Consider the following 26,496-nt stretch of genomic DNA (forward strand, 5'->3'; position numbering starts at 1 on the left):
ATGCAGCTCAAGTCCATCAAACTGGTCGGCTTCAAGTCCTTCGTCGACCCCATCACCGTGCCCTTCGACGGCAACATGACCGCTATCGTCGGCCCCAACGGCTGCGGCAAGTCCAACGTCATCGATGCCGTGCGCTGGGTGATGGGGGAATCCTCGGCCAAGACCCTGCGCGGCGAGTCGATGACCGATGTCATCTTCAACGGCTCCACCGGCCGTAAACCGGTCGGTCAGGCGTCCATCGAACTGCTGTTCGACAACCGCGACGGCAGCATGGGCGGTGTCTACGCCCAGTACGCCGAGATCGCCGTCAAGCGCGTGGTGACGCGCGACAGCCAGTCCAGCTACTTCTTCAACGGCCAGAAGTGCCGGCGCCGCGACATCGCCGACTTGTTCATGGGCACCGGCCTTGGGCCGCGCTCCTACGCCATCATCGGCCAGGGCATGATCTCGCGGCTGGTCGAGGCGCGCCCCGAAGAGCTGCGTTCGACCCTCGAAGAAGCCGCCGGCATCTCCAAATACAAGGAGCGCCGTCGCGAGACCGAGAACCGCATGCGGCGCACCCAGGAGAATCTGGAGCGCCTCGACGACATTCGCGAAGAGCTCGACAAGCAGCTCGAACGCCTCAAGCGACAGGCCGACGCCGCCAAGCGCTACCAGACCCTCAAGCAGGAGGAGTACCGGCTCAAGGGCGAGCTGGCATTGCTGCGCGGCCGCGCGCTGCGCGCCGAGCAGAGCGAACAGGAGAGCCGTGTCCGCGAGCTCGAGACCGGCGTCGAGCGCGAGGTATTGGGAGCCCGCCAGTGCGAGACCCGGCTCGAACAGGCCAGAAGCGAGCATGATCGCCTCGCCGAAGAACTCGAAGGCCATCAGGCCCGCTTCTATGAAACCACCACCGCCATCGCCCGCCTCGAGCAGAGCCTCGAGCACGCCCGAACCCGCGAGCAGCAGCTGGCGCGGGATCTGGAGAGTGCCCGCGCCGAACTCGCCGACCTCGACCGGCTGAACGACAGCGACGGCGAGCGCTTGACCGCGCTGGACGAGCGCCTCGAAACGCTGGGGCCCGAGCAGGAGGAAGTGGCCGAGGAACTGGCCCAGCTCGAAGAGGCCCTCGAGGAAGCCGAGGCCGCCAATACCGAACACAGCGAGCGCTGGGACGCCTTCAATGAGCGTCACCAGCAGGCGAGTCACGAAGCCGAACGCGCTCAGGACCGGGTTCGCAACCTGGAGCAGGGCGTCGAGACGCTGGCCGCCGAGGTGCAGCGCCGCCGTCAGCAGCGCGCCGAGCTCCCCGATGCCAGTGAGCTTCGCGAGCAGCGCGCCGAGTTTGCCGAGCGTCTGGCCGAAGCCGAGCTGGAGCGCGAAGCCCTGGAAGATCGCCGTCAGCAGGCGCTGGAGCGCCGCCAGCAGGCTCGCGACGAGCGTCGCGACGCCGAGGCGCGCCGGGAAGCCGAACGCCAGCGCCGCAACAGCCTGCAAGGCGAGCTTGCCTCCCTCGACGCGCTGATCGACGCCGCACTGGCCGATCACGACGAGGCCCTGGAAGCCCACCTGGCCGAGCATGGCCTGGGTGATGCGCCGCGCCTCGGCGAGCGACTGTCGGTGGAGGCCGAATGGGAGGACGTCGTCGGCTGGATTCTCGCCCCCTGGCTCAACACCCGGCTGGTCGACCTGGGCCGCGCCCGCCAGGCGCTGGATGCCGGCCCGGAGACTACCGCGCTCGGCGACCTGGCGCTGCTGGATGGCGACCTTGATACCTCGAAGGTTAGTGGCAGCCAGGGCGGTGCCAGCCTGGCCGCCAAGGTGCAGGGTGCCGGTGCCGCGGCGCTGCTGCTTACCGGCATTCACTGCGCCGCCGACGAGCAAGAGGCCTGGTCGCGGGTCGCGAGCCTGCCGCCTGGGGAAAGTCTGGTGACGCCTGCCGGCCTGTGGCTAGGCAAAGGCTTCGTGCGCCGGCGGGGCGAGGCGCAGGGCAGTGACAGCTTGCTGACTAGCCGTCGCCGCCGGGACGAGGTCGCCGTGGAGCTCGATGAGGTGGGCGCTACCCTGGCCGCGTTGGACGAACAGCTGGCCGCGCTGGAGAGCCGCGATCAGGATGTCGAGGCGACCCTGGAGCAGTGCCGTCGCGACGAGACCGAACAGCAGGGGCGGCATCAGCAGTGGACCCTCGCCGAGGCCAACCTCGCCACGCGCCTAGAGCACCTGGAGTCGCGTGCTCGGGAAATCGACGAAGAGCTCGAACGGATCGAAGAGCAGCGTGAGGAGCGTGCCCTGGAACTGGAAGAGGCCCGCGAAGCGTGGCAGGCCGCCATGGCGCGCCTAGAAGACGATAGCGCCGAGCGGGAGGGCCTCGAGCGTGCCCGCCGCGAGGCCCAGGAGCGGCTCGCCTCGCTGCGCACCCGCCAGCGGCCCTTGGCCCAGCGCGCCCAGCAGCTGGCGCTCGACCATCAGCGGCTAACTACCGAACGCGCCGGCCTCGGTCAGCAGCAGGGGCGCGCAGAGGAGTCCCGGGCCCGCCTGGAGGAGAAGTGCGCGGAGCTCGAAGAAAGCCGCGAGATGCTGCGCGAGCCTGAAGAGGAGAATCGCGAGCGCCTGGAAGAGCTACTGCACCAGCGTGACCGTGACGAACGCGCCCTGACCGAGTGCCGCGACAAGACCGCCGCCTTCACCGAACAGCTACGTGAGGATGAGCAGGCGCGCCAGCAGCACGAGCGAAACCTGGAAGGCATCCGCGAGCGGCTGCAGGAAGCGCGCATGCAGGTTCAGGCCCTGGCCTTGAAGGCCGACGCCCAGGACGAGCAGCTCGCCGAACTCAATCACGATGCCGATGCCCTGGCCGAGCACCTCGATCCCAACGCCACCGAATCCGCCTGGCGTGAGCGCCTCGACGGCCTGGGCGACAAGATCCGCCGGCTCGGCGCTATCAACCTGGCCGCCATCGAGGAATACGACCAGCAGGCCGAGCGCCGCGACTACCTGGAGGCCCAGCATGCGGAGCTGACCGAGGCCCTGGAGACGCTCGACCGGGCCATCCGCAAGATCGATCAGGAGACCCGGACCCGTTTCAAGGAGACCTTCGATCAGGTCGATGCCGGCCTGCAGACGCTTTTCCCCAAAGTCTTCGGCGGCGGGGCCGCATGGTTGACGCTTACCGGCGATGATTTGCTCGAGACCGGGGTCGCCATCATGGCAAGGCCGCCGGGCAAGAAGAACAGCACCATTCATCTGCTGTCGGGGGGAGAAAAGGCGCTGACTGCTTTGTCGCTGGTGTTTGCCATCTTCCAGCTCAATCCCGCACCGTTTTGCATGCTGGATGAGGTCGATGCGCCGTTGGATGATGCCAACGTGGGCCGCTATGCCAAGTTGGTGAAGGAGATGTCCGAGACGGTGCAGTTCATCTATATCACCCACAACAAGATCGCCATGGAAGCGGCGGAACGTTTGATGGGTGTGACCATGCAGGAGCCTGGGGTTTCGCGCTTGGTATCGGTCGGTGTCGAGGAGGCAGCGGTGCTTGCCGAGGCCTGAATACGGCGCAGCCTGGGCCGGGTCGGTAAAATGCGACGCTTGCACCCGGTTGTGAAAGCGGGTAACAAGACGGGATATATGAATGAGGTAGGTGACGCACGCGTAGGGTGATTACGTGGGTCATTCGACATGCTGTCAGGCAACGAATGTCGCTTGACAATCAAAAAAGACATGGCCCTTTTTTTGGTAATCGCGCTATGCTAATGGCTGTTAATCTTTCCGGCATGGTGCCCCTAGCAGACAGGCAAGACGACTCATGGAACTTAGAGAGTGGCTGATCATTCTGGGGTTGGCGCTGGTGACCATCATCGTGATCGATGGTGTACGTCGCCTGCAGCGTCAGCGTCGCGTCCCTAGGCTGGATCAGGTCGATTCGACATCGACTGATGCAGACCCGGCAGCATACACCGACCCGGAGCAGGAAGCTCGGGATGCCGAAGTGCGCAGCGAGCTGCCCAATGGCGGGGCACGGGTCGTTAGGCCCGCCGCCTACGAGCCGCGTTCGAAACCCAAGCTTGAGCGTCAGGAGCACCCGGGCCCGTCCCGGGTGCTGTCCAGTTGGCGCCAGACCCAGGAAGCCCGGCCCCAAGAATCCCGAACAGGGGACACTCTTGGCCAAGGACGTTCGCAGGTCGGCGATGCCTCGGGTACCGAGACGTCCGGTCGTGCAGCGCCTCATCGCCAAGAGCCTCGCCCTCAAGAGCCGCGCTATCAGGATACCGCGCCGCTGCAGGAGGACGTCCCTCAGGCGCCGCGTGCGGATGCTGATCAGAAGGCCAATCAGCCGCAGGCCAAGCAGCCAGTGATGGGTGAGCCCAGCGAGATCGATGACGCTGCCCATGCCCGGATGAATCTTGAACCGGAGGATGCGGTCGCGGCGGAGCATCAGGACGAGATGCTGTCCGGCATTGCCGCCGATCCCGCGGATCATGAAGGCTACCATCACGATGAAGAGCGCTATCAGCTGGTCGATTTTGACGGCATGTCCGATTCGCTGCGGGATCGTTCGGCCAGGGTCGGGGATTCGATGCAGCGCTTCGGCTCCTCGATTCAGAAGAAGATGGCGAGCCGTAAGGAGAAGCGCAAGAAGGACAAGCTGGAGCGCGAGCGTCAGAAGGCCGAGCGTCAGGCACGCGAAACCAGCCGCCGGCAGCAGGAGCAGGCCGAGCGTGAGCAGGAGGCCCGCCGCGCGGCCGAAGCCGCCGCACAGCGCGATGGCGACGATCCGCTGTTTTCACCGCGGCTGTCTGCCCAGAAAAGTGCCCAGGCAAGCGCAGAGGCAAGTGATCGCGCACGCCTGGATGACAGGCGCCATCCTGAGCCAGAGGAAAGCGGTGATGAACGCTACGCCGCCTTCGATGCCTCTTACTATGCCGATGAAGCGGCCGGGCTAAGCGATGGTGCCGAGTCGCAGCATCCGACGTTGCAGCGCGCGCTGCGCAACGGCGTCAAGGTCGAACATGCCCGCGAGACCCTCAGCGGCGCCGAGGAAATCATCGTCATCAGCGTGATGTCTCGGGACGAAGAAGGCTTCTCCGGTACCGCACTGTTAGACCTGATGCTGGCCTGCGGCCTGCGCTATTGTCGCGACATGCAGATCTTCCATCGCTTCGAGACCCAGGACCCGCACAGCGAGCTGCAGTTCTCGATGGTCAACGTGATCAAGCCGGGAACCTTCCCGGTCGCCGACGGCGTCGATTTCACCACGCCGGGCATCAGTCTGCTGATGCCGCTGCCCGGGGCCCACGACAGCTCTGCGGCCTTCGAAGCCATGGTCGAAACCGCCATGGTCGTGGTGCGTCATCTGGGCGGCGAGCTGAAGGATGAGAACCAGAGCGTGATGACCGCCCAGACCGTGGGCTTTGCCCGCGAGCGGGTGCAGGAGTTCGAGCGCCGCCACCGGCTGCACCGCACTCAGGCCAACTGAAGCGGCTTACGCTACCGCCGCCACCCTTCATATGGGCTCCCTCGGGAGCCCATATGTCGTTTAGTAGCCGCCGTGTCGTTTGGGACCCGCCGCCGCTACAATGTCCGTTTGCTTCCTAGACGTGATGCCACCCCTTCATGAGCCAGCCTGATACCAAGATCCGCGACGAGGTGGCCGAGCTGCGTGCCGCCCTCGATGACGCCAACTATCGCTACTATGTGCTCGACGAGCCGCAACTGACCGACGCGGACTACGATCTTAAACTGCGCCGTCTGCAGGAGATCGAGGCCGAGTACCCGACCCTGGTGACCCCGGACTCGCCGACCCAGCGTGTCGGCGCCGCCCCGGCCGATGGCTTTCCCGAGGTGATGCATGACGTTCCCATGCTGTCGCTCAACAACGCCTTCGACGAGGAGGAGCTGGCCGATTTCGTGCGTCGGGTCGCCGACCGTCTGGAGGTCACGCCCGAGTCGCTGTCTTTCTGCTGCGAGCCCAAGCTCGATGGCGCCGCCGTGTCGCTGGTCTTCGAGCATGGCGAGCTGACCCGAGGTGTGACCCGGGGCGACGGCCGCACCGGCGAGGGCATCACCTCCAATCTCAAGACACTGAAGTCGATCCCGCTCAGGCTGCGTGGCAAGGAATGGCCGGAGCGCCTGGAAGTGCGTGGCGAGGTGACCATGCGTCACGCCGACTTCGAGGCCATGAATGACAAGGCCCGGGAGGAGGGCACCAAGGTGTTTGCCAACCCCCGCAACGCTGCCGCCGGCAGCCTGCGCCAGCTCGACCCGCGCATCACCGACAAAAGGCCCCTGGAGTTCAGCGCCTATCAGCTCGTCCAGGGAACGGTCAGTGTGGCCGATATCGATACGCCTACCCATAGCGAGCAGATGGCCCTGCTGCGTGACTGGGGCTTTCGCGTTAGCGCTGAGCTTGACGTCGTCCAGGGGGCTAAAGGCATCATCGACTACTGCCGACGCCTCGGCGAGAAGCGTGACGGCCTTGGCTATGATATCGACGGCGCGGTGATCAAGGTCGATGACCTGCGTCTGCAGCGCGAGCTGGGGTTCGTGGCCCGGGCGCCGCGCTGGGCGATTGCCTTCAAGTTTCCCGCCCAGGAACAGGTCACCACCCTCGAGGACGTCGAGTTTCAGGTCGGGCGTACCGGTGCCATCACCCCGGTGGCGCGGCTGGCGCCGGTCTCGGTGGCCGGCGTGACCGTCTCCAATGCCACCCTGCATAACCAGGACGAGATCGCCCGCCTCGGCGTGATGATCGGTGATCGGGTCAGCATTCGCCGCGCCGGCGACGTCATCCCCCAGGTGGTGAGGGTGATCGAGGAAGAGCGCCCCGCGGATGCCCGCGAGATCGTCTTCCCCGAGTGCTGCCCGGTCTGTGACTCGCAGATCGAGCGGCTTGAAGGCGAGGCCGTGGCGCGCTGCTCCGGTGGGCTCTACTGCCCGGCCCAGCGCAAGGAGGCGCTCAAGCACTTCGCCAGCCGTCGCGCCCTGGATATCGAAGGGCTCGGCGTGAAGCTGATCGATGCGCTGGTCGAGCTCGACTGGGTGAAGAGCCCGGCGGATCTCTTCACCCTGAGCGCCGAGGCGCTGGCCGGCCTGCCGCGGATGGGCGAGAAGTCGGCGGCCAACCTGGTCGCGGCGCTGGAGAAAGCCAAACAGACTACGCTTGCGCGCTTCATCTATGCGCTGGGCATCCGCGAGGTCGGCGAGGCCACCGCCAACAACCTGGCCCGCCACTTCGGCACCCTAGACGCCTTGATGGCCGCCGAGCAGGCGGATCTCGAGGCCGTGGACGACGTGGGGCCGATCGTCGCCGCCCATCTGCATACCTTCTTTCGCCAGCCCCACAACCGGGAGACCATCGAGGCGCTGATCGCGCAGGGCCTCACCTGGCAGGAAGAGGCGGTAATCGAGCGGCCTCAGCCGCTGGCGGGAGAGACCTGGGTGCTGACCGGCACTCTCGAGAACCTGACCCGCGACGAGGGCAAGGCGCGTCTGCAGGCGCTGGGCGCCAAGGTCGCCGGCAGCGTGTCGAAGAAGACGGCCTGCCTGGTGGCCGGTGAGGCCGCCGGCAGCAAGCTCACCAAGGCGACGGATCTCGGCGTGCCGGTGATCGATGAGGACGAGTTCCTGACCCGCCTGGCCGCCTGGGAGCGCGGTGAATCCATGGGCGCTGAAAGCGACGCCGACCATCAAGAGGAGACGCAATGAGCCGTTTCGTGGAAGTCCCCTATCGCATGTTGCCCGGCGAGACGCTCGATTCCCTGCTTGAGGCCTTCGTGACCCGCCAGGGCTATGACACCACCGATACCGGCGAGGGCATGCGCGGCTGGACCGGCGAGCTCAAGGGCCAGCTCGAGCGCGGCGAGCTGCTGATCGCCCATGACCTGCAGACCGAGCTCACCGAGGTGATGACGCTGGCCCAGTGGCGTGCCTTCGGGCGGGATATCGCCGACGATGAAGAGGATTGAGCCCGGTTCTCGAGCGATAGGACTGGTCGAGAGGGCTGGTTGAGAGGGCTGGTTGAGAGTGGTGCTCTAGAGAGGGCTAGAGAGTTGATCGACAGAGCTTCGCAAGGACCCGCTCTCGCATCTTGAGGCCCGCAAACGACAGCGGCCCCGCTTGGCGGGGCCTCTGTCATTGCAAGGGCGGCATTACGAGTTGGTCATTAGGCAGATGTCGTTGCCCGTGTGTGGCTTTGTAGGCCCGCCGTAAGACGAGCCTCGCTCAGCCTGCCAGCATTGGCACCAGGGCACTGGAGATCAGCAGAATCAGTGCGCCGCCCAGCCGTGAAGAGATCTGCGCGAAGGGCATCAGCGACATGCGGCGTGCCGCGGACAGCACCGCCACGTCACCGGTGCCGCCCATGTTGGCCATGCACAGCCCGGCGGTGATCGCCGACTCGATGGGGTAGAAGCCCACCAGCTTGCCGACGATGCCCGCGCCGAAGGCGGCACCGGCGACCACGGCCAGCACGATCAGCACGTAGGTCAGGGAAATGGCGTCGATCACCTGGCCAAGGTCGGTGTAGGCGATACCGATGCCGAACAGCAGCGCGAAGGTCCAGTTCTTGGCCACGAATTGGAACCACTGCGAGGCCGCCTCGTTGATGCGTTCCGGCACCAGGTTGAACACTTTGAACAGCGCCACCAGCACGATCATCAGGGCATAGGGATGCAGCGGGATGAAATCGCCGAGAATCTCGCCGGTGGTGAAGAAGGTCAGCGCCACCACCAGGCCGATGCCCAGCGTAGACGGGTCGAATACGCTCTTGCGATCTTCGATCTCGACGCCCGGCATCATCTGGCCGTTGCCGGTCAGGTTGGGGAAGCGATTGGCCAAGCCGTTGAGCAGCCCGGCGATGATGATGGCGAAGACGTTGCCCAGCGCCAGGGCCGGCACCAGAATCGAGATGTAGTAGCTGGCCGGCTGACCCAGTAGCTGCTCGTAGATCTGGCTCATCGGCACCGCGCCGGCGCCCATGCCGCCGCCCATGATCGGCAGGGTGATGACCACCAGGGCATCCTGGGGCGAGAAGCCCAGCAGGGCGCCGACGGCCATGGCGAACAGGCCGGCAAACAGCACCGCACAGATCAGCGGCAGGGCGAAGCGCGAGCCGACCTTGACCAGCACCTTGGAGTCCATGCCAAGGATGCTGCCGGTGATCAGCGCCGCGATGTAGAAATTCAGAAAGCCGCCGCTCTTCATGAAGCCGGTGACGTTGTCGACTACATCGCTTGGCAGCCAGCCGAGATAGACCAGGGTGGCGGCACCGAAGATCGAAAGAATGGCGCCGCCGCCCAGGTAGGTCTTGATGATCGGCAGCCGGTCGCCGATGAAGCCCGTCAGCTCGCCGCATACCATCAGCACCAGAAAGGCGCCGATCATGCCGGTAGGCAGGGTGTCGGTGGCCAGGGCGACGATCATTACGCCGGCGATCAGGGCGAAGGCCCCCATCGGTAGGCCGAAGATGCGCGGCAGTGCGGAGCGACTGCTCGGCATCCCAGTCGCGGATTCGGTGGCGTAGCTCATGTATATCCTCCAGGCCGCCAGGTAGCATGCGAGGGCGGCATCATAGTGCCTGAGCGGGGCCAGGCAGCGTCGTCAATGGGGTGTCCCTTGAGAGGTAGTCGGCACTTCTTGCCAAGGGGTAGGCCGAGGATAAGTCGCCCTGGCGTGGCGCCAAGCTTTGCAAAATTAACAAAGCGTTTTGAAACTAATGAAAGTCGAGGTGGGCGTGTTGATTCAGCAAGCGCAGACAGGGAATGCCACCAAGGTCGCAATTTGGCCCTGTCGCGCCTGGCGGGGAAAACAGTGCACTGGTCCGGTGGCGGCGCACGCCGACCGGAGATCGCCATGAGCAGACCTCGCCTTAGCCTGAGTGCCCTGATTTCGCTGCTGGTGGCGGTGATGATCGTGCTGTCGCTAGGCCTGGCGCTGTGGCTGTTCATGGGGCAGCAGCGAAGCGCCCTGGAGCAGGCGCAGTCCACTCGCGTGACCGACCTGGCTCAGGTGGTGGCGGGCAGGGCCGACGTGCGCTCGGCACTGGCCAGGCGGCGCGATGACGCCAGCCTGGCGCCAGGCCCGCTCCAGGCCTCCATCGAGCGGCTGCGCCAAGAGCTGGGCGTCGATTTCATCGTGGTGATGACCGAGACCGCGCGGCGCCTGACCCACCCCGATCCGTCGCGTATCGGGCACTTCTTTCAGGGCGGTGATGAGGGGCCGGCCCTCGAGGGCGAGCGCTATGCGTCACGCTCCAAGGGCACCCTGGGCACCAGTATCCGCGGTTTTGCACCGGTGCTTGGCGGTGACGGCGAGGTGATCGGAGCGGTGGCGGTCGGCGTGACCATGTCCTCGCTGCTGCCGACCCTTGAAGCCCACCGTCATCAGATCGTGCTGGGCGTGCTGGCGCTGATGTTGGCCGCCGCCCTGGGGGCGGGCCTACTGGCGCGCTATATCAAGCGGGTCTTGCTGGGGCTCGAGCCTTACCAGATCGCGCAATTGGTCGAAGAGCGGCAGGCGATGCTGAGCTCGGTGCATGAGGGAATTCTGGCCGTCGATGCCGAGGGGCGCATCACGCTGGTCAATCAGGCCGCCCGGCGGCTGCTGCAGCGAGCGGGACTTAAAGCGCCGCAGCCGGGCATACCGCTTGCCGATTATCTGCCCGAGGCCGGCATGCTGGAGGTGCTGGCCGAAGACCGACCGTCCCTCGATCAACAGGTGGCGATCAATGATCAGGTATTGCTGGCCAACCGGGTGCCCATCCACCATCGCGGCCGGATGATCGGTGCCGTGGCGACCCTGCGCGACAAGACCGACGTGCATCGGCTGGCCGAGGAACTGACCGGCGTGCGCCGTTACGCCGAGGCGCTACGCGCCACCACCCATGACTTCAAGAATCGCCTGCACGTGATCACCGGCCTGGCGGCCCTCGGTGACCTGGTCGCCCTCAAGCGCTATCTGCGCGAGCTCAACGATGGCCAACGGGTGGTATCCGACGGCCTCAACGAGGCGATTCGAGACCCGGTGCTAGCCGGCTTTCTGCTCGGCAAGCGCAGCGAGGCCCGCGAGCGCGATATCACCCTGACGCTCTCGGCCGAGCAGCCGCTGCCGGTGGCTGCCGATCCTGAGATGGGCCACACCCTGGTGACGGTGATCGGCAACCTGTTGGAAAATGCCTTCGAGGCGCTGGCGAGCAGCGAAGAGCGCCGGGTGAGCCTGACCCTTGATTATCAACACGACTGGCTGACCCTCGAGATTCAGGACACCGGGCCCGGTATTGCGCCGGCGCTTCAGGCGCGGGTCTTCGAGCGGGGGCTTTCCACCAAGGGGCAGGGGCGCGGCTTGGGGCTTGCCCTGGCCCGGGAGCGAGTCGAGGCCCATCAGGGCGTGCTGTCGCTCTACAGTAGCGAAGGGCAGGGCACGCTGATCGAAGTCGCGCTACCCTATGCAGCGGCAACCGATGCCCCTTCATCACCTGACGTTTCCCGACAGGAGGCACCATGAGCGATCCCATCCGTGTGCTGATCGTCGAGGACGATCCCATGGTGATGCGCCTGAATCTCGAGTACCTCAACCGCCTGGACCACGTCACCCTGGCGGCCCAGTGCCGCGATGTACCCTCGGCGCTGGATGTACTGGAGCAGGGCGGTATCGATCTGGTGCTGCTGGATGTCTACCTGCGGGAGCGCAGCGGACTGGACATCGTGCGCCAGTTACAGCGCCAGGGGCGCGATATCGACGTCATTCTGATTACCGCGGCCTCGGAGGTCGAGACGGTGCGCCAGGCGCGAAAGCTCGGTGTTAGGGACTTTCTGGTCAAACCCTTCGAGTTCGAGCGTTTCCGGGATGCGGTAAGCGCCTGCGTCGCCGCCCGGGATTCGCTGCGTCACCTGCCCGCCGAGGCCTCTCAACGCGACCTGGACCGTCTGTTTGGCCGCTCGGGGTCGGGGCCGATACGCCATCCCGATGACCTGCCCAAGGGACTCACCGCGCCTACCCTTGCCCAGGTGGCGCGGGCGATCACCGCACAGGGCGATGCTCAGTTCGCCACCGAAGCGCTGGCGCCGGCCACCGGAATGTCGAGGGTCTCGCTGCGCAAGTACTTAAAGCACCTGGCCGAGACCGGCATTCTCGAGGAGTCGTTCCATTACGGTCAGGTGGGCCGTCCCTCGTTCAGCTATCGCTGCCTCGACCACCAGGCGCTGGATGCCCTGGCCGCATCAGGGTGAGCCTGGAAGGCAGCGCGAGTGACGGCCTCAGGGCGATGAACGACTGACGCCGGAGAGAAAGATCGCCGCGCAGCGCTTCGCCCGGGCATCGCACGCGGCCTCATCGAGTCGCAGGTCGCGGCCCAGCAGGGCATCGATGTGCCATTCACCGAGCAGCATGCCCATGAACATCCCGGCGGCTTCGCGCGGGTTTTCAAGGTCTAGGCGGCCACTGTCGACCTGGTCGCTTAGATAGGTGGCGAGCGCCTGGCGGGTCTGGTCGGGGCCACGGGTGAGGAACAGCTCGCCGAGTTCGGGCGTCCGCTCGGCCTCGAAGGCCAGGCCGCGTACCAGGCGAATCACTCCCGGCTCGAACACCAGCGCCAGCATGCGACGGCCAAGCTCGTACAGCACCTGCTCGGGCGCCTGGCGACTGCGTCGTCCCGCCTCTAGCACCTCCCAGGCGTTGGAGATATGGCGTTCCATGGCCGCGGTGAACAGCCCTTCCTTGTTGCCGAACTGCTTGTAGAGCGTCGCCAGTGAGCCGCCGGCGCGGGCCACCACCTCGTTGACGCTGGCGCCGGCATAGCCTTGCTCGAGAAAGACATCCCGGGCGGCATCCAGCAGGCGTTCGCGCCGCGCTATCCCGCGCGGGGTAGGGCGGGCATCGGTCTTTTGCGGGTCGTTGGGGTCGGAAGGGGCTGAGCGGGGCATTCATATTCCTGTCGCGGCATATCTGCGGCATCTAGAGCGGCCACGGCTAAGAGGTCGGCGCTGGCGGAACCTGCCCGTGGCGCAAGGCATTCCGCGGTGGTCATGTAGTGTAGCATTCATTACACTGTAGGGCTTCCCTCCCGAAAAACCGACTTCCCACAGAAGCCCGTCGGGACGACATGCATTGAGGAGTGGCCATGACAGCGGATGGCAATCAGGATAGCACCTCGGACCTGGGCGAAGGTTCGGTCGCTAACCAGAGCGAGGGGCCGGCCACGGCCGCAGAGGCCCGAACCAGCGGGAAATCGAGCCGCAAGATTCTGGCCGTGCTGGTGGGCCTCATCGCCCTGGTGGCACTTGGTTGGTGGGGCCTGCACTGGTGGCAGGTCGGGCGTTTCATCGAAGAGACCGACAATGCCTATGTGCACACCGACAGCGTGGCCGTGCGCGCCGAGCTGTCGGGGCGGGTCGCCGAGGTGGCCGTGGACGACAACCAGACGGTCACGAAGGGCGATTTGCTGGTGCGCCTGGACGCCGAGAGCTATCGCGACCAGGTGAGCCAGGCCGAGGCCCAGCAGGCGGTCGCGGCGGCCTCGATCGTTCAGTCCCGGCGCCAGGTCGAGCTGCAGCAGGCCTCCATTGATCAGGCCAATGCTCAAATCGAGGCCTCCCTGGCGGATGTCGAGCAGGCTCGCCAGCATCTTGAGCGCTCCTCGTCGCTTGCCGCCAACAATTATGGGTCACGCCAGCAGCGCGAAGACGACCAGGCGGCGCTGCGGGTCGCTGAGGCCAATCTGGCCAAGAGCCGTGCAGCGGTGGTCTCGGCCAAGCGCCAGCTAGCGGTCGCCGAGAGCGACGTGACCCGCGCCGAGGCCAACTTCGATGCCGCCAAGGCGGATCTCGACTATGCCCGCCATCAGCTCGACAAGACGCGCATCCTTGCTCCCCGCGACGGCATCGTCGGCAATCTGCAGGTCGAGGCCGGCACCCTGGCGCAGCCGTCGCTGACGCTCTTGCAGCTGGTGCCCATTGAGTCGGCCTATGTGGCGGCCAACTACAAGGAAACCCAGCTCGAGCGGATTCGCGTTGGCCAGCCGGCCGAGGTGAGCCTGGATGCCTATCCGGACATCACCTTCGAGGGCGTTGTCGACAGCCTGTCACCGGCTACCGGCACCGAGTTCAGCCTGCTGCCCCAGGACAATGCCACCGGCAACTTCAACAAGATCGTGCAGCGGGTGCCGGTCAAGATTCGCATCACCGGCCCCGTCGAATCGCTCGACCGCTTGCGTTCCGGGCTGTCGGCGGTGCCGGCGGTGGACACCCGCGATCTGGACCCCGGCAATGACCACCAGGCGTCCGACGATGACGTGGCCAAGGCGGCCACCACGCCTTCTGACGATCAGGCCGGCTCGTGAGTAAAGGTGCCGGCAGCGCGGCCGCTCCCGCTCCGGCGGCGCCGGTCAGCGACATGCCGCCCTGGCGGCAGCGCATCGGCTTCATCGCCGCGGTGTTCGGCATGTTCATGGCGATCCTGGACATCCAGATCGTCGCCAGCTCGCTCAATGAAATTCAGTCGGGGCTCTCGGCCAGCGAAGATGAGATCTCCTGGGTACAGACCTCCTATCTGATCGCCGAAATCGTCATGATCCCGCTGTCGGGCATGCTGATGCGTATCCTCTCGACGCGGGTGGCCTTCACGCTGTCCTGCGCCGGTTTCACGCTGGCAAGCCTCGGCTGTGCCTTGGCCACCTCCATCGAGCAGCTCATCGTACTGCGCGCCATCCAGGGCTTCATGGGCGGGGCGATGATCCCGATCACCCAGGCGGTAAGCTTCTCGATCTTTCCCCGCCGGGTGATGGGCAGCGTGCAGGCGGTAATCGGCATGGTGGTAACCATGGCGCCCTCCATCGGCCCCACCGTAGGCGGCTATATCACCGAGACGATGAGCTGGCACTGGCTGTTCCTGGCCAACGTGATTCCGGGCGTGCTGGTGTGCTGGGCCGCCTGGAGCTTTCTCGATATCGACAAGCCCAACCACGCGGTGGCGCGCAATCTCGACCTGATCGGCCTGGTGCTGATCGCGGTGTTTCTGGGTTCGCTGGAGTTCGTGCTCGAAGAGGGCCCGGGGGATGACTGGTTCGCCAGCGACCGCATCATCATCTTCAGCCTGACTTGCCTGGTCGCCGGGGTGTGGTTCTTTGCCCGCACCCTGAGAAGCGATCATCCGATCGTCGATCTGCGCGCCTTCGCCAACCGCAACTTCGCGATCGGCGCCGGGATGGGCTTCATCATCGGCATCGCCCTCTACGGGCTGGTCTACATCATGCCGCTGTTCTTCGGCTATGTGCGCGGCTACTCGAGCCTGCAGATCGGCGAGGTGATGTTCGTCACCGGGCTGACGATGTTCCTGTGCGCGCCGATTGTGGGCCAGGCCTCCAATCACATTGACCTGCGGGTGCTGCTGTTCTTTGGCCTTGCGCTGGTCGGCGTGGGTACCATGATGAACGCCAACCTCACCGTGGAGTCCGGATTCTGGCAGTTTTGCGTGCCGCAGATCGTGCGCGGCATGGGGCTGATCATGTGCATCATCCCGGCCTCGCGCATTGCCCTGGGCACCCTGCCGCCCGACGAGGTGGGCAACGCCAGCGGGCTCTTCAACGTGATGCGCAACCTCGGTGGCGCCATGGGGCTGGCGCTGCTCGATACGGTGCGTGACATCCGCGAGGACTACCACTGGAACCAGCTGATCCCGGCCATCGATACCGGCCGCGAGGTGGTGGTGGCGGAAATCGCCAAGTACGAGGCGATGCTCGCAGGCTCGGTGCCCGATGCCTACCACGCCGCCGTCGGCATGCTGGTGCAGCGGGTCTCCCAGCAGGCCCAGGTGCTGGCCTTCAACGACATCTTCACCTGGATGGGGCTGATCTACGTGTTCAGCGTGCCGCTGGTATTTCTGCTGCGCCGCCTGCAGGCCTGACCCGCCAAGGCGTTCGTTGACGCTTCCCATGCAAACGCGGCCCCTGCCTCAGCAGGGGCCGCGTCGTTTTTATAACCTGCCGGTATCGAGGGGCAGGGCGCGTTATCGGTGCCTTACAGGTGGCGAACGCTTTCGTCGCCGACATACGCCGGGTCGAAGGCCGGGCGGCTGAAGATGCGCCGGACCATGGGCGCGAAGTGCTCCAGCGGCCGGGTAGGGTAGTCCGGGTCGAAGGAGGCCTGGTCCCAGCGCTCGCAGAAGTCGACGCAGCGCTGATACCAGGGATGGTCCTGATAGCGGTCGCGCTCCAGCGGATCACCGCCGAAGTGGTGAATGTAGTAGTAGTTCTGGAAGAGCCCGTGGTGCTCGATGATCCAGGTCACCTCGGCCCGCACATAGGGGCGGATGATGGACGCGGCATACTGCGAGTGATTGTGGGGGGCCAGGTCGTCGCCGAGGTCGTGGATCAGCGCCGCCACGATCATTTCCTCGTCTTCACCGTCTTCCTCGGCACGGGTGGCGGACTGCAGCACATGATCGAGCCGCGAGACCCGGTAGCCGGAGAGGGTGTTCTCGAGCGCCTTCAGCGCCTCGAGGATACGCTCGGGCAGGCCCTCGACGAAGCGGTCCTCGAGCTCGCCGAGCATCAGGTACTCGTCCCTGGTGCCATCCTTCATCTGGGTGAACGTTACGGTATTCATGCGGCAGTCACGCTCTCGGTTGAAACGGTGGCTTGAAAGGCGCGCGCCTGCTTGACCATCGCCCGGAAGTGGCCGGTGGGGCCGTCGCGGTCGATGTAGCAGCCCTGCAGGTGGCGGAAGCCTTCGTTCTGATCGTAGGCGGTGCGGCCGTGCAGCACCCGGTTGTTGTCGAACATCATCAGCTCGCCATCGCCCAGCGCAAACTGGATCTGATAGTCCGGGTGGGCGAACAGCTCGCCGAGGCGGCGCCGGGCACGATGAAAGGCCTTGGTGCTCTGCTCATCCATCAGCGGCAGGTAGTCCAGGCGCGGGCTGTAGTGCACGCCGTCCATCTTGCCCATGGCGTCGAGGTGGATCATCGGCCGGCGCTCGATCAGCTCGACCCCATCGTCGATGAAGCGAAAGCGTACCGGTACGGTCGACAGCAGGCGATAGCCCTCCGGGTCCTCGGTGCGCAGTTGATCGGCGACGGCCAGGCTGTCGACCAGCGTCGACAGGCCGCCGGTGGTCTCGTTGGTCAGGCAGTGCAGCAGTTGGATGCCGGGCACCGGGTCGCGATAGGGGTTGTCGGTATGCGGTGCCAGGGGCACGCTGCGATAAGCCAGATCATTGGACTCGGGGCGCGAGCAGACCTCGAAGTATTTGCCGAAGTTGGTCGAGCGAACGTGGCCAAAGGTTTCGCCAACATCGACCAGATGGCCGCCGTCGGTCGGCACATTCTTGAGAATGATCACGCCATGTTGCAGGTAGGCCTCGAGGGTGTCGCGGAAGTAGTCGTGATCGTCGATCTTGTCCCAGTCTCTGGTGATGCTGGCGAAATCGATGCTGCTGTCCCACAGCCGCGGAGCCGGCAGGCCGTCGTCATCATCGAAGTCATCGACGAAATGGCGCAGATCATAGCGCCCGCTATGGCCGTCGCTGAAGCTCAGGCGTACCTCCTGGTCGCCCATAAGCTTGGCTTCTACCAGCGTCAGGTCCTCATCCAGGTTGTGCGGGTTGAACAGGCGCTGCTGGGTGGCGGCGTCCAGGCTCTCCGGCTCCTGGCAACGTTCGCGAAGCCACAGGGCCGGCAGCTCGATGCGCGTGCCAGCGGCGTTCGTGGCGAAGACCTTGGCGGGGGATTCTTGGACGTGAAAAGCGGGTTCTGACATCATCTCGGCTCTGACGGAACGTGTGGGCTGGCATTTTACGCATCGCGAAAATGCCGGGTAGGCGCGCCCATCTTATGCATCCCATAGAGTTGCCTTATGGCCCAAATCGACGAGTCATTGCCTAGCCTCAAGGCACTCATCGCCTTTGAAGCCGCTATTCGCCTGGGCTCGCTGACCGCCGCTGCCAAGGCGCTCGGTGCCACCCAGCCGGCGATCTCCCAGCGCATTCGCGGACTGGAGAGCCAGGTAGGGCTGGTGCTCTTCGAGCGCAGTGGCGGCGGCCTCGCGCCGACCCGTGAGGCGCTGCGTTTCTATGATGACATCGCCCCGGCGCTCAACCGCATCGACAGTGCCGTTCACACGCTCAGGGCCCGCGCGTGCTCGACCCGCCAGCGGGTGCTGATTGCTGCCAACTTCGGCTTCGCGCATCTCTGGCTGTTGCCCAGGCTCTCGAGGCTCGAGGCGGCCTTTCCGCAGGTGGATATCGAGGTGCTGGCCGTCGACCGGGACGATCAGGACCACCGCGCCGATATCGCCATTCACTGCGACCGGGATAGCGAACAGAACGATATCTTCACCCCGGAAGAGGTGTTCCCGGTCTGTAGCCCCGCCTTCGCCGCCCAGCATGGCCTGCTCGAGGGCGACACCCCGCCGCGCTGGTCGGCGCTACCGCTTCTGCATATGGATGAGCGCAATTCGCGCTGGCTCGACTGGCGGGAGTGGAGCGCCCTGGCCGGGGTGCCCTATGAGGATCCCTATGAAGAGCGGGGAGCCGTCTTCAAGTACAACAACTATCCGCTGCTGATCAATGCGGCCCAGGCCGGCAAGGGCATTGCCCTGGGTTGGGACCTGCTGGTCCAGGATGCGCTCGAGGACGGTAGCCTGATACCGCTGGCGCCGCCGGTTCGCCGCGAGAGCCACGGCTATATCCTGCGCACCCGCTATGCCCACAGTGCCCTGATCGGCGAGATCATGCGCTGGGTCACGGCGGAAATCGGCCGCGATCCCGCCCGGGCCGGGGATGCACAACGGGGGTGAAGGCCCGGCCTCGGTCTTGAATCTGTCATGGCGGTTGCATCCAGCGGACACGGAACTGTCATCAAATCGAGAGACTATCCATGGTGCCGGTCAACGGCGTTGGTGCTCGCCGCGAGGCGAAGGCGTCGCCGTTCGACATGACCTCTATCCGTGATGATCTCGATCCGCTTGATGACCAAGGATGTTTCCATGACTCAGTCCGTCGACACTAATCGCCGCCGTCTCCTCGGCTTCATGGCGGGAGCCCCCCTGCTGCCTCTCGCCGGAGGCCTTGCCAGCCTGGGCGCCAGCACCGCCGCCTTCGCCGAGAGCAAGGCGACGGTGACGTCCGTCAAGTTCCTGCCCATGGCAGCGCCTTCGTTGAGCAATCCGGCAGCGATGGCGACCACCACCATCGGCTCGGCCATGCAGCTGAAGATGAGCGACGGCACCAGCCGTCAGGTCAAGCTGGCCTATCACCCCTTCTTCATCACCGGTGACCGCGTGCCCGACGGCAAGGGCGATACGGTGGTCGCCGGCGGCTATTACGATATCGATAACCAGCCGATCCTGGATCCCACCGCCGGCAATCGTCAGTTCTTCTCCGACTGCCCGGATGGCACCAGCCTGCTGACGGTCGAGAACGCCCAGGTCGAGGGTGTGTATGGCAACCCGGTGTTCGCCGTGGTGCAGTTCGAGTACACCACCCGCAACGGTGCCGAAGAAGGGATGTACGGCCAGCTGCCCTCGCCGATCGCGGTACTGACGCTTGATCAGAACCCAGAAACCGGCGAGCTGTCACTGGTCAAATACCACAACGTCGATACCTCGGCGGTCAACGGCCTGTGGATCACCTGCGGTGCCAGCCTGTCGCCCTGGGGCACCCACCTGTCGAGCGAAGAATACGAGCCGGATGCCGCAGCGCCGGACGACACCTTCAAGAGCTTCTGCCGGCACCTGTTCGGCGACGAGAGTCGCGGCAACCCCTACGACTACGGCCACCTGCCGGAAGTGACCGTGAACCCCGACGGCAGCGGCACCCTCGTCAAGCACTACAACATGGGTCGCATCTCCCATGAGCTGATTCAGGTGATGCCGGACGAGCGCACCGTGCTGATGGGCGATGACGCCACCAACGGTGGCCTGTTCGTGCTCGTCGCCGATAAGCCGCGGGATCTGTCGTCCGGCACCCTGTACGTGGGCAAGTGGACCCAGGTCTCGGGCAAAGGGCCCGGCGCCGGGGATATCAGCTGGATTCGTCTGGGCCACGCCAGCAGTGACGAGATCAAGGCCATGATCGACGACGGCATCCAGGCGGCGGACATCATGGACATCCGCACCGAGGATCCCAACGACGACGGCTTCACGCGCATTCCCTTCAGCGGCAAGGTCAACTGGGTCAAGCTGAAGCCGGGCATGGAAAAGGCCGCCGCCTTCCTCGAGACTCACCGCTACGCGGCTCTGATGGGCGCCTCGATGGGCTTTACCAAGATGGAAGGCACCACCGTCAATGCCGCCGACAAGAAGGCCTACTCGGCCATGTCCTACGTCTACAAGACGATGACCGACGGCAGCAGCGATATCCATGTCGAAGGGCCGGTCGCCGGCGCGGTTTACGAGCACACCCTGCGCGGCGGACAGAAGGACAGCGATGGCCAGCCCATCGACAGTGAGTGGATGTCGGTGCACATGGCGGCGCCGGCCAACCTCATCGGTGAGGACCTGGCCGAGGCCGATGCGCTGGGCAACACGGCGCATGCCGAACGCATTGCCAACCCCGACAACATCAAGTACTCCGAGGCGCTGCGCACCCTGTTCATTGGCGAAGACAGCGGCAATCACGTCAACAACTTCCTGTGGGCCTACAACGTCGACAGCGGTGAGCTGACGCGTCTGCTGTCCTGCCCGGCCGGCGCCGAGTCCACCGGGCTGCAGGCCGTCGATGCGATCAATGGCTGGACCTACATCATGAGCAACTTCCAGCACCCGGGCGACTGGGATAGCCCCCTGCACGACAAGGTCCGCGATACCCTGGATCCCTACGTGCGCGCCAACTTCAAGGACCGCTACGGCGCTGCCGTGGGTTATATCACCGGCATGCCCAAGCTGAGCTGAGCACACGCCTCACCGGGACGCCGCCGCGGCGTCCCTGCCTTCCGCATCGCCTAGGCCGGCGCCCTTCGAACGCGCCGGCCTAGGCATCCTGCATCCCCCGCACCATCCAAAGATCCCTAACCGAGTTTCCCGCTTCTCGCCATTAGCGGGTCGCGCGTCGCCACCGTGCGCCGTAGCACCTGAGCGCGGCCCTCTAGGTGATGGATCGTGAACCATGTTGATGCAGGTCAAAGGATGGAAAACCGCAACGCGTAGACTGGGCTCGAAATGGACGGCGGTGCGCCCGAGGGCATGTCGCGTCCCATAACGAGACTGACTCCCTGACTCCGGTTCTACGATGCAAACCACTACGACCAAACCTCTCGGCTGGCTTAAGCAGGAAAGCCGCCGCGTGCGCACGCCCGTCACCTGGGCCATTGGCCTGGGGCTCGCCAGCGGCGTGCTGCTTATCGTCCAGGCGATGCTGCTTGCCCATGTCGCCGACGGCGCGATCTTTAAGCAGGCGCCGCTGGCCACGCTGTGGCCGGCCTTCGCCGCCATGCTGGCGATCCTTGTACTGCGCGGCGGGCTGACCTACGCCGTCGAACACTTCGCATTCAGCGCGGCGAGCACCGTCAAGCTCGCGGTGCGCGAGCGCCTGATGCGCCAGTTGCAGGCGCTGGGGCTGGTCTGGCAGCGCGGCGCCCAGACCGGTGACGTGGTCAACACCGTCACCGACGGCGTCGAGCATCTCGAAGCCTACTACGCACGCTACTTGCCGCAGACGGCGCTTGCCGCGCTGATCCCGCTGGCGATCCTGGCGGTGATCCTGCCCATCGACTGGGTCTCGGCGCTGATCCTGATGGTCACCGCGCCGCTGATCCCGGTGTTCATGATCTTCATCGGCAAGGGCGCGGAGAAGCTCAACCAGCGCCAGTGGCGGCGCATGGGCCAGCTCTCCGGGCACTTCCTCGATGCCCTGCAGGGGCTGACCACCCTCAAGGTCTTCAACCTGGGCCGACGCGAGGCGCGGCTGATCGAACGGCTCTCCGACGAGTACCGCACCAGCACGCTCAAGGTGCTGCGCCTGGCCTTCGTCTCGTCGCTGGTGCTGGAATTTCTGGCCACCGTGAGCATCGCCCTGGTCGCGGTGCTGATCGGTTTCCGGCTGCTGTGGGGCGAGCTGGACTTCGAGTCGGGCTTTCTGGTGCTGCTGCTGGCGCCGGAGTTCTATCTGCCGCTGCGCAACATGGGCGGGGTCTATCACGCGCGCATGGAAGCCCTCGGAGCCGCTGAGCGCATCGTCGAGCTGCTCGACGCGCCGACCCTCGAGTGGACCGGCACGCGGCGCGACGGTCTCGGCGCGGGACAGGTGCCGCGGGTCGAGCTGGCCGGGCTCGGCTACACATATCCCGCCGACGACGTCGCCAGCGATGATGATGCCACCGCCGACAAGGCACAGGCGCCGCGCAAGCCGGCGCTCGATGACGTCTCGCTGTGTATCGCCCCGGGCGAGACGGTGGCGGTGGTCGGCCCCTCGGGGGCCGGCAAGAGCACCCTGGCGCTGATTCTGCTGGGCCTGCTGCGCCCCGACCGTGGCGCGGTCAGCGTCGATGGCGTGGCCCTGGACGAGATCGACATCACCGCCTGGCGCGAGTCGCTGGCCTGGGTGCCGCAGCAGCCACGGCTATTCTTCGGCACGGTGCGCGACAACCTCTGCCTTGAGCAGAACGTCGATGACGCCACGCTGTGGCGTGCGCTCGAGCAGGCCCAGGCGCGGGAGTTCGTCGCGAGCCTGCCCCAGGGGCTCGATACCCCGCTCGGTGAGCGCGGTGTTCGCCTCTCCGGCGGCGAGGCGCAGCGTCTGGCAATCGCCCGGGCACTGGTGCGCAACGCCAGCTTTGTGGTCGCCGACGAGGTCAGCGCCCATCTCGATGCCGACAACGAGCGCGCCCTGGTCAAGGCCCTGAAGGCGTTGGGCAAGGGGCGCAGCCTGGTCGTCATCGCCCATCGGCTGGACACCGTGCGCCACGCTGATCGCATCGTGGTGCTCGAGGACGGGCGCGTCCGCGAGCAGGGTAGCCACGACGAACTGCTCGCCGCTGGCGGGCTCTATGCCCGGCTGGTCTCGGGCGCTACCGGGGAGGCACTGTGATGGGCGATCTGCGCTGGTGGCTGACCCTGGCCCGTCCCTATCTCGGTTACTTCGCGCTGGGCATTCTGCTCAGCGTGGTGACCGTTTCCGCCAATATGGCACTGCTCGCCGTATCGGGCTGGTTTCTGGCCAGCATGGCAGCGGCGGGGCTGGTCGCGGCGGACTTCAACTACTTCACCCCGGCGGCGTTGATTCGCGGCCTGGCGATCACCCGCACCGTCGGGCGCTACTTCGAGCGACTGGTCAGCCACGACGCCACGCTGCGACTGCTCACCGGCCTGCGGGTGTGGTTCTACCGCCAGGTGGAGCCGCTCTCGCCGCTGCAGTTGCAGGGCCTGCGCAGCGGCGACCTGCTGGCGCGCATCCGTGCCGACATCGACACCCTGGATAGCGTCTATCTGCGGCTGCTGACGCCTGCGGTGGTGGCGCTGGTCTGCGTGACTGGGGCGGTGGCCGTGCTCGCCGTCTACAGCCCGGCGGTGGCGCTGGTCGATCTGGCGCTGCTGCTGGCGGCGGGGGCCTTATTGCCGGCGCTGGTCGAACGGCTGGGGCGGCGCCCAGGGACCGAGGCGGTCGAGATCGGCGCGGCGCTCAAGGCCGAGGTGGTCGATGCCGTCGAGGGTCTGGGCGAGCTGACGGTGTTCGGTGCCTTCGACGAACGCCGGCGCCGGGTGGATGAGCTGGGGCGGCGCTGGATCGCCTGTCAGGCGCGGCTGTCGCGGCTCTCGGGGCTGTCTCAGGCCGGGGTGCTGGTCTTCACTCATCTGGCGGTGCTGGCCACCGCCTGGTTGATGGTGCCGCTGCTGCAGTCACCGGGGGTGGCGGCGGTGGACTTCGCGCCGGTGGTGCTGCTGGCGATGGGCTGCTTCGAGGCCGTGGCCCAGTTGCCCGGGGCCTGGCAGGCGCTGGGCCAGATGCGCGCGGCAACGCGCCGGCTGCGTGCCTTCGAGGCGCTGCGTCCGGGGGTGACCGAGCCCGAAGCGCCGGTTGAGGCGCCGGCCAATGACGCGCTGCGCTTCGTGGGTGTCGGCGTGCGCCATGCGCCTGAGGGAGCGGCGGCGCTCGATGGCCTCGATCTGGCCATCGCGCCCGGCGAGCGGGTCGCCCTGGTCGGGCCCAGCGGCGCCGGCAAGAGTACCGTCGCCCAGCTGCTGCTGCGGCTGGTCGAAGCCGAGCGCGGCACGCTTCACTGGGATGGCCGGCCGATCGGCGATTATCGCAGCGAGGACCTGCGCGCCCGCATCGCCTATGTGCCGCAGAAGGTCTATCTGTTCCACGCCTCGGTGCGCGACAACCTGCTGATCGGCGCCCCCGAGGCCGGCGAGGACGCGATGATCGAGGCCGCGCGGCTGGCCTGCCTGCATGACGAGATCCTGGCACTGCCCGAGGGCTACGACACCCTGGTGGGCGAGGAGGGGCTCAAGCTGTCCGGTGGCCAGATTCGCCGGCTGGGCATCGCCCGGGCGCTGCTGCGCGACGCGCCACTGTTGATCCTCGACGAGCCCTGCGAGGGGCTGGACAACGCCACCGCGGCTCGGCTGTGGCGCAACCTCGACGGCTATCTCGCCGGGCGCACCCTGCTGCTGATCAGTCACCACATGGCCTGGGTACGCGAGGTCGACCGGGTGCTGATGCTCGAGCGCGGCCGCCTGTTGGCCGAGGGCGATCATGCCACTCTTGCACGCGACTGCACCGACTACCGGCGCCTGGCCGGCGGTGGGCTTTCAGGCACCAGCAGTGACGATGAAAGCGCCTGCGACACCCCGCCGCGGCCTGCCGAACTCTCCTCTTGAGCCGCCCTTGATGCAGGTCAAAAAGCCAGACCGGGCATTGGTTTACCCTGATTGTGTATCTTTCCCCGGTCTCGCTTGCGTCTCGCATCCGGCGCCGGTTTCTCAGCAGGGATCACAGAGAGCACTTCCGCCATGCAAGAACTAGACACCGTCATCGAGTTGTCGCGGACTCAGTTCGCGGCGACGGCGTTGTACCATTATCTCTTCGTGCCACTCACGCTGGGCCTGTCGGTCCTGCTGGCGACGATGGAGACCATCTACGTCATCACCGGGCGCGATATCTATCGCCAGATGACGCATTTCTGGTCGAAGCTATTCGCCATTAACTTCGCCCTGGGCGTGGCCACCGGGCTGACCATGGAGTTCGAGTTCGGCACCAACTGGTCGACCTACTCGCACTTCGTCGGCGACATCTTCGGTGCACCGCTGGCCATCGAGGGCCTGATGGCGTTCTTCCTCGAGTCGACTTTCGTCGGCCTGATGCTGTTCGGCTGGGGCAAGCTATCCCGCGGCAAGCACCTGCTGGTGACCTACATGGTGGCGCTGGGGTCCAACCTCTCGGCACTGTGGATTCTGGTCGCCAACGGCTACATGCAGAACCCCGTCGGCTCGGTGTTCAACCCCGACACCATGCGCATGGAGCTGACCAGCCTGCCTGACCTGATCTTCAGCCCGGAGGCACAGGCCAAGTTCGTGCATACCAGCATCGCCGGTTACGTGACAGCGGCGATCTTCGTGGTGGGCATCAGTTCCTTCTACCTGCTGCGTCGCCGTCATATCGAGCTGGCCAAGCGCTCCTTCCGGGTCGCCGCGCTGTTCGGCGTGTTCGCCACGGTCGGCGTGATCTCGCTGGGTGACGCCCTGGGCTTCATCAACGGCAGCGCCCAGCCCACCAAACTGGCTGCCATGGAAGGGCTGTGGGAGACCGCCGAGGCGCCTGCTGGCTTCAATCTGATCGCCTGGCCCAACCAGGAGGAGAAGCGCAACGACTTCGAGCTGCAGGTGCCCTATCTGCTCACCCCGCTGGTCACCCATACCTTCGACGAGTCGATTCCCGGTGTAAGCGACCTGGAAGTCGATGCCGAGGCGAAGATCCGCGATGGTATTCCGGCGCTGACCGCGCTGCAGACCCTGCGTGAGAACCCCGACGATGCCGAGGCGCGCGCCACCTTCGAAGCCCATCAGGACAACCTGGGCTACGCGCTGCTGGTCCAGCGCTACGTCGAGGATGTCTCCCAGGCCACCGATGCCCAGATCGCCAAGGCGGCGGCCGATACCATTCCGCCCGTGGCGCCGGTGTTCTGGTCATTCCGTGTCATGGTGGTGACGGCCTTCCTGATGATGGCCTTCCTGATCCTCGCGGTCATCTACTCGCTGCGCAACACCCTGCATCGCCATAACTGGTTCCTGCGCCTGGCGCCGTGGATGATTCCGGTGCCCTTCATCGCCAACGAGGCCGGCTGGATCGTTGCCGAGCTGGGCCGCCAGCCGTGGACGGTCTACGGTCAACTGCCGACCTGGTTGTCCGCTTCCACCCACAGCGTCGGTTACATGATCTTCTCGCTGGTCGGCTTCGTACTGCTCTACACCCTGTTCATCGTCATCGAGATGTACCTGATGGTGAAATTCATTCGCCTGGGGCCGAGCGAAGACACGCACGTGCCGCAAACCGAACCGACCCAACGTCATTCATCCCAGTGGAGCGAGGCCTAAGC

17 protein-coding genes are annotated in these 26,496 nt (G+C 65.8%); 13 read left to right on the top strand and 4 right to left on the bottom strand.

Annotated elements, in window-relative coordinates:
• The 4 genes from smc (at nt 1) to BLR71_RS03210 (ending at nt 7,940) form a co-directional block, all read left to right on the top strand.
• Nucleotides 1–3,525, top strand: a complete 3,525-nt coding sequence (smc, locus tag BLR71_RS03195; protein ID WP_092523065.1) for a chromosome segregation protein SMC — start codon at nt 1–3, stop codon at nt 3,523–3,525.
• Nucleotides 3,526–3,781: 256 nt separating this feature from the next.
• The gene (gene zipA / locus BLR71_RS03200) at nt 3,782–5,452 is read left to right on the top strand and encodes a cell division protein ZipA (RefSeq protein ID WP_092523067.1); all 1,671 of its coding nucleotides are present in this window, start codon (nt 3,782–3,784) and stop codon (nt 5,450–5,452) included.
• Between the two features lie 137 nt (nt 5,453–5,589).
• Nucleotides 5,590–7,680 (top strand): NAD-dependent DNA ligase LigA, encoded by a 2,091-nt coding sequence (gene ligA / locus BLR71_RS03205; RefSeq protein WP_092523069.1) that lies wholly within the window; start codon nt 5,590–5,592, stop codon nt 7,678–7,680.
• Nucleotides 7,677–7,940, top strand: a complete 264-nt coding sequence (locus BLR71_RS03210; RefSeq protein ID WP_092523071.1) for a YheU family protein — start codon at nt 7,677–7,679, stop codon at nt 7,938–7,940. The genes ligA and BLR71_RS03210 overlap by 4 nt, the downstream gene beginning before the upstream one ends.
• A 256-nt stretch (nt 7,941–8,196) precedes the next feature.
• On the opposite strand, the gene BLR71_RS03215 is transcribed toward BLR71_RS03210, so the two are convergent.
• On the bottom strand, nt 8,197–9,501 hold the full coding sequence (locus BLR71_RS03215; RefSeq protein WP_092523073.1) for a 2-hydroxycarboxylate transporter family protein: 1,305 nt from the start codon (nt 9,499–9,501) through the stop codon (nt 8,197–8,199).
• Nucleotides 9,502–9,825: 324 nt separating this feature from the next.
• Here BLR71_RS03215 and dcuS point away from each other — a divergent pair, with 324 nt between their 5' ends.
• Both dcuS and BLR71_RS03225 read left to right on the top strand, forming a co-directional pair.
• On the top strand, nt 9,826–11,475 hold the full coding sequence (gene dcuS, locus BLR71_RS03220; protein WP_092523075.1) for a DcuS/MalK family sensor histidine kinase: 1,650 nt from the start codon (nt 9,826–9,828) through the stop codon (nt 11,473–11,475).
• Nucleotides 11,472–12,200 carry a response regulator gene (locus tag BLR71_RS03225; RefSeq protein ID WP_092523077.1) on the top strand — a complete coding sequence of 243 codons (729 nt, stop codon included), beginning with the start codon at nt 11,472–11,474 and terminating at the stop codon, nt 12,198–12,200. Before dcuS ends, BLR71_RS03225 begins: the two co-directional genes overlap by 4 nt.
• Nucleotides 12,201–12,227: 27 nt before the next feature.
• On the opposite strand, the gene BLR71_RS03230 is transcribed toward BLR71_RS03225, so the two are convergent.
• A complete protein-coding gene (locus tag BLR71_RS03230; RefSeq protein WP_092523079.1) occupies nt 12,228–12,893 on the bottom strand; it encodes a TetR/AcrR family transcriptional regulator in 666 nt (221 codons plus the stop codon).
• 197 nt (nt 12,894–13,090) lie between these two features.
• Between BLR71_RS03230 and BLR71_RS03235 the strand changes: the two genes are divergently transcribed.
• Both BLR71_RS03235 and BLR71_RS03240 read left to right on the top strand, forming a co-directional pair.
• A complete protein-coding gene (locus tag BLR71_RS03235) occupies nt 13,091–14,308 on the top strand; it encodes an HlyD family secretion protein (RefSeq protein ID WP_092523081.1) in 1,218 nt (405 codons plus the stop codon).
• Nucleotides 14,305–15,870 carry a DHA2 family efflux MFS transporter permease subunit gene (locus BLR71_RS03240; RefSeq protein ID WP_245696324.1) on the top strand — a complete coding sequence of 522 codons (1,566 nt, stop codon included), beginning with the start codon at nt 14,305–14,307 and terminating at the stop codon, nt 15,868–15,870. The genes BLR71_RS03235 and BLR71_RS03240 overlap by 4 nt, the downstream gene beginning before the upstream one ends.
• 113 nt (nt 15,871–15,983) lie before the next feature.
• Here BLR71_RS03240 and BLR71_RS03245 read toward each other — a convergent pair whose 3' ends face one another.
• Both BLR71_RS03245 and BLR71_RS03250 read right to left on the bottom strand, forming a co-directional pair.
• Nucleotides 15,984–16,571 carry an HD domain-containing protein gene (locus BLR71_RS03245; RefSeq protein WP_092523083.1) on the bottom strand — a complete coding sequence of 196 codons (588 nt, stop codon included), beginning with the start codon at nt 16,569–16,571 and terminating at the stop codon, nt 15,984–15,986.
• Complete coding sequence (locus tag BLR71_RS03250) at nt 16,568–17,722, bottom strand: TauD/TfdA family dioxygenase (protein ID WP_217629307.1); 1,155 nt, start codon at nt 17,720–17,722, stop codon at nt 16,568–16,570. Before BLR71_RS03250 ends, BLR71_RS03245 begins: the two co-directional genes overlap by 4 nt.
• Before the next feature lie 96 nt (nt 17,723–17,818).
• Here BLR71_RS03250 and BLR71_RS03255 point away from each other — a divergent pair, with 96 nt between their 5' ends.
• From BLR71_RS03255 to BLR71_RS03275, 5 genes are all read left to right on the top strand, one after another.
• Entirely contained in the window at nt 17,819–18,760 is a 942-nt protein-coding gene (locus BLR71_RS03255; RefSeq protein WP_092523087.1) for a LysR family transcriptional regulator, read from the top strand.
• A 189-nt stretch (nt 18,761–18,949) separates the two neighbouring features.
• A complete protein-coding gene (locus BLR71_RS03260; RefSeq protein WP_092523562.1) occupies nt 18,950–20,854 on the top strand; it encodes a PhoX family protein in 1,905 nt (634 codons plus the stop codon).
• Nucleotides 20,855–21,245: 391 nt separating this feature from the next.
• The gene (gene cydD / locus BLR71_RS03265) at nt 21,246–22,988 is read left to right on the top strand and encodes a thiol reductant ABC exporter subunit CydD (protein ID WP_217629308.1); all 1,743 of its coding nucleotides are present in this window, start codon (nt 21,246–21,248) and stop codon (nt 22,986–22,988) included.
• Complete coding sequence (gene cydC, locus BLR71_RS03270) at nt 22,988–24,781, top strand: thiol reductant ABC exporter subunit CydC (protein WP_092523091.1); 1,794 nt, start codon at nt 22,988–22,990, stop codon at nt 24,779–24,781. The genes cydD and cydC overlap by 1 nt, the downstream gene beginning before the upstream one ends.
• 132 nt (nt 24,782–24,913) lie before the next feature.
• Nucleotides 24,914–26,494: a cytochrome ubiquinol oxidase subunit I gene (locus BLR71_RS03275; protein WP_092523093.1), complete on the top strand. Its 1,581-nt coding sequence runs from the start codon at nt 24,914–24,916 to the stop codon at nt 26,492–26,494.
• The last annotated feature ends 2 nt before the right edge of the window (nt 26,495–26,496 follow it).

It is taken from the genome of Onishia taeanensis (assembly GCF_900100755.1).
Lineage (GTDB): Bacteria > Pseudomonadota > Gammaproteobacteria > Pseudomonadales > Halomonadaceae > Onishia > Onishia taeanensis.